Raw genomic sequence first — 13,017 nt, forward strand, 5'->3', positions numbered from 1 at the left:
CCAGATCTACTATCTGGTACCTTTTTATAAACTATAAAAATCTTTTGTATTTTGATAAAGGATTTCATACACAATTTCAATGGCTAAGCCTTTAATTGAAGCAATTTGACGCACACTGTCATGCATCATGCCCGGATGTGTCCATTTCCCTTTGAAAACCCCTTCAAACGGCCATGGGCCATCCGTTTCAATCATCATTTGCTTAAGTGGGTATACAGAAACCAACTCCTGTATTTCTCTTTCATAACATACATCAGGTGTGACTGAAATGAGGTAACCGTTTTTGGCCATTCTTTCGATTGTGTGGATATCACCTTTAAACCAATGAAAATGTGCCTTTGTGATTTGATGTTTTTCCAACAGATCACAAACAATAGATGCATCATTATGGACGGCATGAAGAATAACCGGTTTTTCGATTTCTTTAGCTAACACCAAGAACCTCTCCAGTAATTCTATATACTCTGACGTATCCATATTGGGATTTTCCTGCCTTAAGTAATAGGGCAGCCCAACCTCACCTACAGCAAACATATCGTGGTGATGTTTCCGCATCCAACTCAGTAAATCTTCCATTTCTTCTTTACTTGGGAGTGGCTGCTCGGGATGAAAACCAAAGGCCGGCTTAATTCGTGAATCTTTGAGTGAAAGATGATAATTGTTTATGGAAGAAGTCAAATTCATGGAAACAGTTAGCAAAGATTCCAAATGAACCTTTTCCATATCCATAAGGATCTGCTTCTGCTTCCATTCATCATACCTATCCAAATGGATATGGCTATCGATGATTTTCATGTTTCATTTTCTCCTTCCTTACGTAGTAACAGTCGGCTTTAGTGCTGCATATAGTTCTCTCTTCAAATTAAAAAATTCATCACTAAGGAGCTGTTCTTCCCTTCTTGGCCTTGGAAATGGAACAACAACCTCTTTTATGACAGTAGCGGGTTTTGCTGATAACACATATATTCTATCGGAAAGGAAAACCGCTTCATCAATGCTATGAGTAACAAAAAGCACCGATCTCCGATTTTCTTCCCAAACAGACATCAGCCATTTTTGCATTTGCAATCTTGTCAGTTCATCCAATGCAGAAAAAGGTTCATCCAGACACATCAATTCCTGTGGACTTAAGATACTTCGAATAAATGCGGCTCTTTGCTTCATGCCTCCAGATAATTCATGCGGATATGCTTTCTCATACTCTTCCAATCCCGCTTTCACCAAAAGGGCTTTTGCCATCTCTTTGTCTCTAATGCCAGCCAATTCACTTCCAAGCAAGACATTTTCCAATACCGTTCTCCAAGGTAAAAGGGAAGGCTGTTGGGGCATATAGCTTATATGGCCTTTTAAGCCATTTATTTTTTTACTATCAAGCGAAATGATGCCCTGATTCGGCTTCAAAATGCCCCCGATCAAGTGGAACAATGTACTTTTACCGCTACCGGATGGTCCAAGGATCGTGACAAACTCCCCATCACCTACATGGAAATGTATATTCTCTAAAATATTTTGTTTACCATCGAAAGAATAGGAGACATCTTTAATTTCCAGCTTCATCCTTTTCACCCTCCTTTCTCTTCCATGAAACAAAGTATTTCTCCAGTAAGTTAATGATTCCAAAAAAGAGAAGGCTCATTCCCATAATGAGGAAAATGGAAACAAACACCCGATCTGTCCTGAATGCAGAGGAAGCTAGCGTCATATAAACGCCGATCCCCGATTTAGCTCCAAGCCATTCCGAAATAACCGCACCCATTACACTATATGTTGCCGAAATTTTCAATCCTGAGAAAATGAACGGAATCGAATGAGGAAGCTCCAGCTTCCAAAATAACTGGTTTCTCCCCGCCCCCATCATCTTGAAATAATGCTTAAGTTCATATGGTGTCTGGCGAAACCCGTCTAATGAAGCAACGGCAACTGGAAAAAAACACACGAGAGAAATCACAATTAGCTTTGGCAGCATTCCAAAACCAAACCAGATCACTAAAAGCGGTGCCAGAACAATGATTGGAATATTTTGTGATAGTATGAGCAGGGGATAAACCGCCTCTTTTACACCAGGAAACAGGTGTAAGATTGCCGCAATTAATAAGCCGATGCAGCTTCCTATAAAAAAACCGGTTAACGCAAGCTCAGTAGTTGATATCAGATGTCCCGAAAGATTGTGAAACGATTCAATTCCTTCAGTCAAAATGGCTGATGGAGCAGGAAGCAGCCATTCTTCAACTTTTAATAAGACTGTCACTGATTCCCATACTATCAGCAACAATAATAAAAGAAAGAAGGGAGCCCCCTTCTTCCAAATTATCCTTCCGATCATGCCCGATATTTCTCCGTTAACGTATCCATGGTAATTCCGCTCGGCTGATATAATATTTTCACTTGGGAAATGACATTCGGCGATCCTATTTCAATCATTCTTACATTCATTTTTTCTATCACGGCGAAAAGTTCGGAAAGCTCACCCTCCATTGTTGTTTCAAGCGGGTGAACCTCATATTTGACACCTGATTCATCAATGATCTTGATTGCTTCATCGACCATAGGGATGACATTTTCCCCTTTAGGGATAATTTGTATACTAATTAATGAATTGGCCATTTTTTTTCCTCCTATTTTGGTAAAAATTCATTGGTAAATGCCTTTTCAGGATCGAAATCACCTTCGAGAAGCTTATTTTCAGCCATCCAATCACTGTAATTCTTCCAAATTTCAAGCTTTTGTTCACCCCAACGCGGAGCATCATCCTGATACTTGGTTGCAAGCCACTCTTGGCTTTTCTTCACTAGTTTAGCATCAAGATCCGGTGCAGCCTTAATTAACATGTCTGCTGCATCATCGGGATTCTTAATCGCAAACTGGTACCCTTTCGAAGCTGCATGAACAAATGCTTTAACGGTTTCAGGATCTTCTTTAATCAGCTTTTCATTTGTGGTCAAAACAGGCGTATAGTAATCAAGCTTATCAGAGTATTCGGTTAAGTAAACCATATTCAGCTTTTCATTTCTCAACTCGGCCTCGATACCTGTCCACCCATAATAAATCCAGGCGAAATCTATATCCCTTTTAACTGAAGTGAAAAAATCTGTGTCCCCTGTGTTCACTATATCCACTTTATTTACATCCGCATTATCTTTTTTCATGAGTGAATCAAGAATGGCCTTTTCAACTGGAGAACCCCAGCCACCATACGTTTTCCCTTCAAAATCCTTGGGAGTTTTAATGTTTTTTGACTCAGGGGAAGCGAAACCTGAGGTATTATGCTGGATGACGGCAGCTAGCGAAACAATTGGCACGCCCTGCACACGAGCCTGCGTGATTCCCTCCTGGTAGCCCACGCCAAATTCAGATTTCCCTGAAGCAACGAGCTTATCAGCACCAGCTTCACCAGGCATGATAATTTCCACATCCAGACCTTGTTCTTTAAAATATCCTTTTTCCTTTGCTACATACAATCCTGTATGGTTTGTATTCGGTGTCCAATCCAGCACGACCGATACTTTTTTTAATTCTTTATGGTTTTCATTTTTAGATGCTTCTTCTTTTTCATTCGTTCCGCCTGCACCACATCCAGCTAAAAGGAACAACGAAGTTACCAGTGGCAAAAATTTTCTCAAGACTTTACCCTCCTACACATTATATAAGATCGATATGCCGGAACTATAACGGACGCCAGGTTCTATTCAAATAAAAAACAAAAAACGCCCGAAGATGAATTCGGACGTTAACATACAAAAACAGAAAGACAGTAATAATATGTATGTTTCCTCCGCTGGCATCATCCAGATCAGGTTCAAAGAGTCAGCATCTAAAGGACGCAATCTCAGCCAGCAATACTGGCCCCCCTACATTTCTCGCACATATGAACTTTTCTCTCTCATTATATCAATTCAGACCGAAAAGGGAATACTAATTTGCTTCTTCTCACTAATTGGAAAGGTTTCCTAGCAGTTTGGGAAATCCAGCAACGCATCTTAAAAAATGTAGATATCCTTATACATGTATGGATCAAGTCGATTATCATTCATTTGTAACGGTGCATGGCACGTTTCAAATAGTCATTTCCGTGCAGGTATTCATATAATGAGCATTACCTGTAGACAATTCAGTGTACTGGTTTTATAAATCCTTAACTTAATAAGCAAAAGGTGGATATGATCATGATAAAGATTAATAACAAAGTATTAGATGTCAGTCAAATCCAACCAGTCATACAATCCGCTAAATCGCTGGAAATTCTCCATTTGCTGGCGGGGTATCCAAACGTTTATGAATATGCGAGCTTGGGTGAGCTTGAATTCGAGATACAACTGAGGCTTCGAGTCATAGAGGCGGCCATTTCGTTAGAAAATAGTCATGCAGAATTTTCAACACTTGAGGAATCGCTATCCAATAAACAATATTGGCACCTTTCAAAGAATGGCACCTTCACCCTTCTGCCAAGGGTTCCTCCACATGTTGCAATTGTAGACATCTTCTTGAATGGAAGGCTATACGCTTTCGAATGCGGTACAGCAATAGTCGTCACTTTTTTAAAGGCGATTTTGGATTTAATCGGTCCGAGGGATTTTGACTATCTTTTTAAAGACCTATTTCTATATGACTGGCACCCTCCAAAGAATATGGCTCTGCTTGTCCATAAAGGAAGAGATTATTTACCGGGGGATAATCTTTACTTCAAAAACCCGGATCACGATGAGGACACTCCTGAATGGCAAGGGGAAAATGCCATATTATTAGGACAAAACCAATTTTATGGCCACGGGATTGGGATTACCAATTCACAGGGAATCATCGATGAATTAAATGGCAATAGAAAGCCGAATGCCAGCATATCAGCATTCCTGACCCAGCATATTATTAGCTTGGATAGTTCCTACTATCGTCCATTCCAAACCAATATCCCCCGAGTAACCCCCGTGCACAGTCCCAGTAGCCTCTCCGATTTGATTGTATCTGAAATAGGTCAAACGCTTTACCTTTCATGACCCTGGCAGTTTACGTAATGTAAACCCGTTTTCTTTGAATTTCGTCATAAAAAAATTGCTTGGCGGATAGATCCGCCAAGCATTTTTTCTTATTCACGCACCAATATTCCTTTTACCTTTAAACCTGCGGGCACTTGCCTGCCCCCATTTTGTAATGGATAGCGTATAAACGGCCAAGGCTGACCATATGAACAAAAAGGCTAAAAGATGTGCTTTGGTAAAGCTCTCATGATAAACAAATACACCGATAAATAAGGATAAGGTCGGAGCGATATACTGAAAAATGCCAAGCATCGATAGCGGGATTTTCTCCGCCCCCTTCGCAAAATATAAAAGAGGTAAAGCCGTGACAATCCCACCGCCGACCAACAGCAAGCCTGTGCTTCCCGCCGTAAAGAATTGCATGTCTGATTGCGTCATCAAATATATGAGGTAACCCAGGGCAAGAGGCGTTACCATCATCGTTTCGAGCGTCAGCCCTATCGCTGATTCGGCCTTGATCATTTTTTTTGCCAAACCATATAATCCAAAGGTCATGGCCAAGACGAGAGAGACCCAAGGAATGGTGCCGAAATGAATGCCAAGGATCAAGACTCCGATCCCCGCAAGCAGGAACGACAAGATCTGGGCTCCGCTCAATTTTTCTTTTAAGACAATCACTCCCAATAATACACTGACTAGCGGATTGATATAATAACCTAGGCTCGTGTCAAGGATTCGTCCTGAATTAACGGCCCAGATGAACACTCCCCAATTGGCTGTAACGAGCAGCGAAGCCGTAAGTAATGCCGCAAAGAGTTTGGGATTTCCCAATATGTTTTTGACATAATCCACGAAGGATTGCCATTTTTTCATGAACATCAATAAAACCAGCATGAAGACGAAAGACCATAATACCCTCTGCGCTAAAATCTCTGTTGCACCGACTCCCTGAAGAAACTTCCAGTAAATCGGAACAACTCCCCACATCATATAAGAAAGGGCGGCATAAATTGCCCCTTCTTTTTGTTCATCCACTTTCATAACCTGCCTTCTTTCTAATTACATTCCTTTATCGAAATCCATCTAACTATTTTGCATACCCATTTCTTTTTTTGCAATTGTTATTTTTTATCATACACGATTCTGTCATCAATGATTGTCATGACCGCCTCAGCTTTTAGCAGATCATCTGGCTCAACTGCAAAGACATCAAGATCAAAAATGGTAAAATCCGCATCATGCCCTTTAATGATCTGACCACGACGTTTTTCTTGACCTATTGCTGCGGCACTCCCTTTTGTATAAAGTGCGAATGCCTCATATACGGAAAGTCTTTCATCCAAGCCATATACATGGCCATCCTCACTGTTGATTTTCGTCCTTGTGACGGCAGCATGAATGCCCAAAATTGGATTTAACGGCTCAATCGGAGCATCTGATCCTCCCGCACAAATAATTCCCATATTCAAATATGTTTTCCAGGCGTAGGAGGATTCCAATAGATTTGCCGGAACCTTTTCTTCCACCCACGGAAAATCGGAAGGTACGAAACCTGGTTGGATATCAAAGATGACTGGTAGTTTTGCCGCGCGCTCCAACAGTTCCGGCCGGACAATTTGTGCATGGATGAGCCGATCCCTCAGTCCCTCTTTTGGAGGGAGAGCTTCCATTGCATTCAAGACATATTCAAAAGCAAGATCACCAATGGCATGGACAGCAATCGGCATTCCAACCTGCCTTGCTTTTTGCACCCATTCCTGAAGTTCCATTTCGGTGAATATCGCCACGCCATTCGTATCTTTTTGATCTACATATGGTTCGCTCAACAGGGCTGTATGGCCTCCTAAGGAGCCGTCAGTAAATATCTTCATGCTGTCGAATTTGATATATCGCGTACCTTCTTGATAACGACCGCCTGCTGCCAGCATCTCTTCAAACGCTCCATGATGGACGAGTAAATTGGCGCGAAAGACCATATTCCGGTCCTCGATGACAGATTTAAACGCCTGATAAGTCGGCATGAAGCCATTGTAATAATGGAGGTCTTCTGTATGCCCGCCAGTCAATCCTACCTTATAGGCGTCCTGTATCGCCTCTGTAAGCGCGTTTTCGATATACTCCTGGTCAATGCCGGGTAGGCTGTCTAAAATAAGGTTCTGCGCCTGGTTCTCCTTAAATAAACCATTTAACCTTCCATCAGGATAACGGCAGATAACCCCGCCTGGCGGTTCTTTCGTATCCTCTTTAATATTAGCTTCTTTAAGGGCGCAAGAATTAACCACCAAGGCATGACGGCATATTCTTTTCAATACGATGGGATGCTCTGTCGATATCGCATCAAGCTCATCACGCAATATCAATTCAGGACTAGGCCATTCGTTTTCATTCCAACCCTCAGCGACAATCCACTTTCCAGCCGGTGTCATTGCGCATCTTTCTTTCAAGGAACTCAATATGGACTCCCTGCTATCCATCAAAGAGAGGTCTAGACGAAGCAATCGTTCACCATGCCCGACCAAATGGAGGTGACTATCCACTAACCCAGGCAGCATCGTTTGTCCTTTTAAGTCGATTTCCCTGGAAATATTGCCTGCATATTCATTTTTTAAATAGTCAGGGCTGCCGGTATCGACAATTACCCCCTTTTCAGTGAAGACTGCCTCCACTCGATCGTTTTCTTTAATCATCGTATAAATCGACCCATTGAACCATAACGTTCCCATTCTGGCTTTACACTCCTTATTAAATGATTGTTACTGTACAGATATGCAGTAAGTGTACCATCTCATATCACGAATTCACATATTTATGCTTTTATGCAAGCCCCTTGTTATATAAAAAAACGCCAGCCTTGGGGGCTGACGGTAATGCTTTCGATCAATTGTTAAGGAGTGCTTCTTCCCTTTTCCGTAAATCCACCCGTTTGATTTTACCGGATGTTGTTTTGGGAAGCTCTTCTAAAAATTCTATTTTCCTTGGATATTTATATGGAGCCGTCAATTCTTTTACGTGCAATTGGAGGGTCTTGATCAAGTCCTGGCTTGATGGATCGATATCATCCATTAAGACAACATACGCCTTAACCACATTCCCCCTTATTTCATCAGGGCTGGCTATAACGGCACACTCTTTCACATATGGATGCTTAACGAGTGCATCTTCCACTTCAAACGGTCCAATGGTATACCCTGAGCTGATGATGATATCATCAGAACGACCTTCAAACCAGAAATAACCATCTTCATCCTTTTTCGCCTGATCGCCGGTGACATAATAATCACCGCGGAATTGCTTCGATGTCCGCTCGGGATCTTTAAAGTATTCTTTAAAGAGAGCAGGCGTATCGACGTGCACGGCAATGTCCCCCACTACACCAGGAGAGCAAGGATTGCCGGAATCATCAATGATTTCAACATGGTTGCCTGGAGTCGGTTTGCCCATGGAGCCCAGCTTAATTGCCATGCCTTTTGTGACACCTACCAAAAGGGTATTTTCGGTTTGTCCATATCCATCGCGGACTTCGATATGGAAATGATTTTTAAACACCTCGAACACTTTTTGATTTAATGGCTCGCCCGCTGATACAGCACTATGAAGATGGGATAAATCATAGTCATCAAGGTTATCCACCTTGGCCATCAATCGGTACTCGGTTGGTGTACAGCATAACGCATTCACTTTATAATCCTGCAGAAGCTGAAGATATTTCTTGGCCTCGAACTTCCCATGATAGGCAAGACCGGTTGCTCCCGTTCCAAGAACAGCCAAGAACGGACTCCAGATCCACTTTTGCCACCCCGGACCTGCCGTTGCCCAAACCACATCCCCTTCACTGATGCCCAGCCAGTTTGCAGCAGACGTTTTCAAATGGGCATAAGCCCAGCCATGTGTATGGACGACCCCTTTTGGGTTTCCTGTCGTTCCGGAAGTATAAGATAAGAATGCCATATCCTCACTCTTCGTGGCGGCCATGGACAGCTGATCCGATTCCGCATCGGCAAGCTCATTCAAATCAAGCCAATTTTCCATTCGTTTTCCGATCGAGAATTTCAGAAGGCTTGCCGCCCCCTCTACTTCATCCAATTCATGTGTATATTCATGATAACTGATTATCCCTTTAACATCACCGTGATTAATACGATACTGCAAGTCCTTTGCCCGAAGCATCTCGGAGCATGGAATGACAATCATGCCTATTTTCAATGCGGCTAAATAAACCTGATAAGCTTCCACTAGACGAGGAATGATGATCAGGACCGTATCCCCTTTTCCCAGTCCTTTTTTCTTGAAGGCATTTCCGATTTTATTTGCACTTTTTAATAAATTTTCATATGTAAGTTGCTTTTTATCTCCGGATTCGTTCTCCCAAAGTACCGCAACCTTTTCTGGATTTTTTGCAAAACGTTCCATTTCACTCACTAAGTTGTAATGTTCCGGAGCTAATAAATCTTCACGCTTCATTTTCTTCCCCTCCAATTATGAACTCTTAGTACCTACTCATTATACAAGATACTTCTCTAATATTTCTATGTATTTTTACAAATAAATAAAGAGAGCAGGTTATAAACCTGCTCTCTGTAGCCATATTTATTAAATTAACGGTTAAATCCTCCGCCTAATTGTTGTTCAGCCATTTGAACAAGGCGTTTTGTGATTTCTCCACCAACTGAACCGTTAGCGCGAGATGTTGTATCGGCACCAAGTTGTACGCCGAATTCTGTTGCAATTTCGTATTTCATTTGTTGTAGAGCTTGTTCTACTCCAGGTACCAATAATTCGTTTGAGCTGTTGTTGTTTGCCATGTGTTTTTCACCTCCTTGTGATTATAGAATGTGTTAAAACACATGGCTTCATTCGCAAAATTTTATTGGTAATTACAGGAATTAAAATAAGTCATCCATAGCCTCATCTTTATTGAATGTATGTCCCGGTCTAACCGTCAATATTTCGGTATCGGAAACCGCTTTTTCAATCAATGATTCAAAGTCGACGAAGCTTTCATAGAAATTGACTTTTTCACGTTTCGGTTTCGTTTTTGGGCTTGCCGGCGTAAAGACCGTACAACAATCTTCGTACGGCAGATTGGATATTTCAAAAGTATCAAGCTCTCTGGCAATTTTGATGATTTCCGTTTTATCCATGGTGATCAATGGACGCAGGATCGGTGTATTCGTCACTTCATTGATGGCAAACATGCTGCTCATCGTCTGGCTCGCTACCTGCCCAAGGCTTTCGCCTGTAATGAGTGCCATCGCTTCTTCTTTTTCACGGATTCGATCGGCGACTCTCATCATCAAACGACGAGTTGTCGTCATGGAGTAGTTTTCCGGAATCTGTTTTTGAATCAGTAATTGAATTTCCGTAAATGGAACAATATGCACTTTCATGCTTCCATTTATTTCAGCAAGCTTGCCCGCCAGATCAATGACCTTTTGACGAGAACGCTCACTTGTGAAGGGAGGGCTGTAAAAATGGATCGCTTCTACGTCCAATCCGCGTTTCATTGAAAGGAACCCCGCAACAGGGCTATCAATCCCGCCAGAAAGCATCAGCATTGCCTTTCCGCTCGATCCGAATGGAAGCCCGCCTGCCCCCTGGATGATTTCACCCGTCAAATACACGGCTTCGCGTCTCACTTCAACCAACAGGTTCAAATCCGGGTTCTTTACATCCACTTTTAAATCTTCCGTATTTCGAAGCAAATGACCGCCGAGTGCCCTGTTAATTTCATCGGTATTATATGGGAAATCCTTATCCGCGCGTTTTGTCGTGATTTTAAACGTGCTTACATCTTCAAGCGTGTGATTAAGGTAATATAACGCTGCCGTTTTCATCACTTCTAAATCACGCTCGATTTTTATCGCAGGGCTTAAAGACTGAATCCCAAAAATACCTTTCAATCGGTCTATGACAGGCTTATGATCCACCCCATTCAAAAGAACGTACATCCGCTCCCGGTTGGCTGTAAGGACTACGCCTTCAATATCCTTTAAACTCCAGCGGATATGTGCCTTCATTTTGTCAACAAAGCCTTTGCGGTTTCTTTTTTTCGTGGAGATCTCTCCATAACGAATAATTATATGATCGAATTTCATTTAGCAACCCTCATTATTTTTTCTAATTTAGCGACTATTTTCTGTATCGCCGCCAGAACTTGCTTCGCTTCTTCCATCTCATTCCCATAGGTAGTACTGATCCGGATGACACTCTCGGAACGGGCTTGATTATGGAACATCGCATCCACCGTTTTGCTTACCGTCCTTTTTTTCGAAGAACATGCACTTGTCGTCGAAACATATATTCCATCCGATTCAAGAGCATGCAGCAATACCTCTGATTTGAGTCCCGGAACGGAAAAATTCAAAATATGGGCTGCACCTTCCTCAGGAGTGTTAACCATCACCCCGTCCATTTCGTTCAACCCTTTATATAAATATTGTTTGATTTGCTGCAGCTTATCATGATACAGCAATTGATTGTTCATACTAATACGAAAAGCTTTCGAAAGAGAGACGATTCCCGCGACATTTTCGGTGCCGCTTCTGAGTTTCGTTTCTTGATTTCCACCGTGGAATAGCGGATCGATCCGAACGCCTTCACGAATATAAAGGATGCCTGTCCCTTTCAAGCCGTGTACCTTGTGTCCTGAAATTGTACATAAATCCACATTTGCATCACGTAATGATAATGAAACTTTGCCTGCCCCCTGCACATTATCTACATGAAAGAGCACGTGTGGATATTGCTTTAACACTTTTCCTATTTCAACTACTGGTTGTATGGAGCCAACCTCATTATTAACATGCATGACGGACACTAAAACGGTATCTTCCCTCATTGCATTCTTAAGATCAGTTAATTCAATTTGCCCAAATTCGTTAACAGGCAGATATGTGATTTCATAACCCATTTTCGTCAATGATTCGCATGCATCTTCAACGGAAGGATGTTCAATCGCTGTCGTGATGATGTGTTTGCCCCGATTTCCCTGAGAATGGGCGGCTCCTTTAATGGCAAGATTATTCCCTTCCGTTCCTCCGGATGTGAAATATATTTCCGAGCTCTTCACCTTTAATAAATCTGCGATCTGCTTTCTCGCAGCAGAAAGAAGCTTTTCGGATTGTACGCCAAGTCCGTGCAGTGAAGAAGGGTTGCCAAAATAATCCGAAGAAACCTTTACGAACGATTCGATTACTTCGGGATATGGTTTTGTTGTTGCGCTATTGTCAAAATAAATCATGGTTTCACCTTCCATGTTTTGTATCTATGATGGACTCTCTTTTAAATATCGCTTCAAATGTTGCTGTTGCAACTTCTAATATTAACATAATTGAATTTGAAAGAGAATGTAAAACACTGGTCTTGTAAGAAAGGAGTCTTGCATACTCATCACTCCCCACCCACTCAAATATATTGGCAGAAAACTAATTTAGGGTCCGGAAAAAATCGAGTAGGAGGAGGCGCCTAGCCTCCGACCTCTCACACCACCGTACGTACCGTTCGGTATACGGCGGTTCAGTTTAAGTCTGACGCAGTTTTGTATATCGTTCATATAGATTTTCTAACCCTTGATGTTGCCAATAAGCATTATTAAGGGTTTTGTCTAGAATAGGGCTATGCGCAATGCGCCAATAACCCTTTCTGCTATTTCCCCATTCATATGCTTTTCCAAATGGGACGCCTAGTCCTTTGAGTTTTCTCACTCTGGTTCTTGGCAACTTCCATTGTTTCCATAGACACATCCTGAGTCTTCTTCGAATCCATGAATCTAAATTCTTCAATACGTTCGGAGTATCAATGAGTGCGAAATACCCCATCCACCCTCTAAGGTATTGCTTTAACTTATTTATTCGGAGTTCCATGGGTATCGGTAATTTTCTCGAGGTCATTTCCCTGATTCGTTTCTTTACTTTCTTCACCGTTTGTTTAGCCAGTCGAACCTTCAGGTTCTTCTCTGACATCATGAAACTAAAGCCGAGAAACGTTCTGTTCCAAGGACGATCATACTTCGACTTCTCGTAGTTGACCTTTAGCTTCAGTTTAT

The 13,017-nt window shown here is 42.0% G+C and carries 13 protein-coding genes and 1 riboswitch; of the genes, 1 reads left to right on the plus strand and 12 read right to left on the minus strand.

Annotated elements, in window-relative coordinates:
• Window positions 1–24: 24 nt before the first annotated feature.
• The 5 genes from ACFWE9_RS10550 to ACFWE9_RS10570 are packed head-to-tail and all read right to left on the minus strand — an operon-like array spanning window position 25 to window position 3,620.
• Window positions 25–795, minus strand: a complete 771-nt coding sequence (locus tag ACFWE9_RS10550; RefSeq protein WP_230154647.1) for a TatD family hydrolase — start codon at window positions 793–795, stop codon at window positions 25–27.
• 18 nt (window positions 796–813) lie between these two features.
• Window positions 814–1,557 carry an ABC transporter ATP-binding protein gene (locus ACFWE9_RS10555; RefSeq protein ID WP_230154645.1) on the minus strand — a complete coding sequence of 248 codons (744 nt, stop codon included), beginning with the start codon at window positions 1,555–1,557 and terminating at the stop codon, window positions 814–816.
• Window positions 1,541–2,323, minus strand: a complete 783-nt coding sequence (locus ACFWE9_RS10560; protein WP_377356686.1) for an ABC transporter permease — start codon at window positions 2,321–2,323, stop codon at window positions 1,541–1,543. The genes ACFWE9_RS10555 and ACFWE9_RS10560 overlap by 17 nt, the downstream gene beginning before the upstream one ends.
• A complete protein-coding gene (locus tag ACFWE9_RS10565) occupies window positions 2,320–2,604 on the minus strand; it encodes a thiamine-binding protein (protein WP_377356688.1) in 285 nt (94 codons plus the stop codon). Before ACFWE9_RS10565 ends, ACFWE9_RS10560 begins: the two co-directional genes overlap by 4 nt.
• An 11-nt stretch (window positions 2,605–2,615) precedes the next feature.
• Entirely contained in the window at window positions 2,616–3,620 is a 1,005-nt protein-coding gene (locus tag ACFWE9_RS10570; protein WP_377356690.1) for an ABC transporter substrate-binding protein, read from the minus strand.
• Window positions 3,621–3,750: 130 nt separating this feature from the next.
• Window positions 3,751–3,860, minus strand: a riboswitch (TPP riboswitch).
• A 303-nt stretch (window positions 3,861–4,163) separates the two neighbouring features.
• Between ACFWE9_RS10570 and ACFWE9_RS10575 the strand changes: the two genes are divergently transcribed.
• Window positions 4,164–4,991 carry a protein-glutamine gamma-glutamyltransferase gene (locus ACFWE9_RS10575; RefSeq protein ID WP_377356692.1) on the plus strand — a complete coding sequence of 276 codons (828 nt, stop codon included), beginning with the start codon at window positions 4,164–4,166 and terminating at the stop codon, window positions 4,989–4,991.
• A 93-nt stretch (window positions 4,992–5,084) separates the two neighbouring features.
• Here the strand turns inward: ACFWE9_RS10575 and rarD are convergent, their stop codons facing one another.
• From rarD to ACFWE9_RS10610, 7 genes are all read right to left on the minus strand, one after another.
• Window positions 5,085–6,014 (minus strand): EamA family transporter RarD, encoded by a 930-nt coding sequence (gene rarD / locus ACFWE9_RS10580; protein WP_377356694.1) that lies wholly within the window; start codon window positions 6,012–6,014, stop codon window positions 5,085–5,087.
• A gap of 80 nt (window positions 6,015–6,094) precedes the next feature.
• Window positions 6,095–7,696 (minus strand): amidohydrolase, encoded by a 1,602-nt coding sequence (locus tag ACFWE9_RS10585; protein WP_230154633.1) that lies wholly within the window; start codon window positions 7,694–7,696, stop codon window positions 6,095–6,097.
• 154 nt (window positions 7,697–7,850) lie between these two features.
• Window positions 7,851–9,434 carry an acyl-CoA synthetase MbcS gene (gene mbcS / locus ACFWE9_RS10590; protein ID WP_377356696.1) on the minus strand — a complete coding sequence of 528 codons (1,584 nt, stop codon included), beginning with the start codon at window positions 9,432–9,434 and terminating at the stop codon, window positions 7,851–7,853.
• Between the two features lie 134 nt (window positions 9,435–9,568).
• The gene (locus ACFWE9_RS10595) at window positions 9,569–9,775 is read right to left on the minus strand and encodes an alpha/beta-type small acid-soluble spore protein (protein ID WP_034309203.1); all 207 of its coding nucleotides are present in this window, start codon (window positions 9,773–9,775) and stop codon (window positions 9,569–9,571) included.
• Window positions 9,776–9,856: 81 nt separating this feature from the next.
• Window positions 9,857–11,068 carry a tRNA uracil 4-sulfurtransferase ThiI gene (gene thiI, locus ACFWE9_RS10600; protein ID WP_230154629.1) on the minus strand — a complete coding sequence of 404 codons (1,212 nt, stop codon included), beginning with the start codon at window positions 11,066–11,068 and terminating at the stop codon, window positions 9,857–9,859.
• Window positions 11,065–12,213, minus strand: coding sequence for a cysteine desulfurase family protein (locus ACFWE9_RS10605; protein ID WP_230154627.1), 1,149 nt, complete (start codon window positions 12,211–12,213; stop codon window positions 11,065–11,067). The genes thiI and ACFWE9_RS10605 overlap by 4 nt, the downstream gene beginning before the upstream one ends.
• A gap of 280 nt (window positions 12,214–12,493) precedes the next feature.
• Window positions 12,494–13,017: group II intron maturase-specific domain-containing protein (locus tag ACFWE9_RS10610; RefSeq protein ID WP_377356699.1), on the minus strand; the 524-nt coding region annotated here is incomplete at its 5' end.

Origin of the sequence: Peribacillus sp. NPDC060253 (genome assembly GCF_042727425.1) — a bacterium.
Lineage (GTDB): Bacteria > Bacillota > Bacilli > Bacillales > DSM-1321 > Peribacillus.

What these genes read in the sequence shown, in the direction of transcription:
- ACFWE9_RS10550 (WP_230154647.1), bottom strand. Translation starts at nt 795, where the DNA reads ATGAAAATCATCGATAGCCATATCCATTTGGATAGGTATGATGAATGG.
- ACFWE9_RS10555 (WP_230154645.1), bottom strand. Translation starts at nt 1,557, where the DNA reads ATGAAGCTGGAAATTAAAGATGTCTCCTATTCTTTCGATGGTAAACAA.
- ACFWE9_RS10560 (WP_377356686.1), bottom strand. Translation starts at nt 2,323, where the DNA reads ATGATCGGAAGGATAATTTGGAAGAAGGGGGCTCCCTTCTTTCTTTTA.
- ACFWE9_RS10565 (WP_377356688.1), bottom strand. Translation starts at nt 2,604, where the DNA reads ATGGCCAATTCATTAATTAGTATACAAATTATCCCTAAAGGGGAAAAT.
- ACFWE9_RS10575 (WP_377356692.1), top strand. Translation starts at nt 4,164, where the DNA reads ATGATAAAGATTAATAACAAAGTATTAGATGTCAGTCAAATCCAACCA.
- rarD (WP_377356694.1), bottom strand. Translation starts at nt 6,014, where the DNA reads ATGAAAGTGGATGAACAAAAAGAAGGGGCAATTTATGCCGCCCTTTCT.
- ACFWE9_RS10585 (WP_230154633.1), bottom strand. Translation starts at nt 7,696, where the DNA reads ATGGGAACGTTATGGTTCAATGGGTCGATTTATACGATGATTAAAGAA.
- mbcS (WP_377356696.1), bottom strand. Translation starts at nt 9,434, where the DNA reads ATGAAGCGTGAAGATTTATTAGCTCCGGAACATTACAACTTAGTGAGT.
- ACFWE9_RS10595 (WP_034309203.1), bottom strand. Translation starts at nt 9,775, where the DNA reads ATGGCAAACAACAACAGCTCAAACGAATTATTGGTACCTGGAGTAGAA.
- thiI (WP_230154629.1), bottom strand. Translation starts at nt 11,068, where the DNA reads ATGAAATTCGATCATATAATTATTCGTTATGGAGAGATCTCCACGAAA.
- ACFWE9_RS10605 (WP_230154627.1), bottom strand. Translation starts at nt 12,213, where the DNA reads ATGATTTATTTTGACAATAGCGCAACAACAAAACCATATCCCGAAGTA.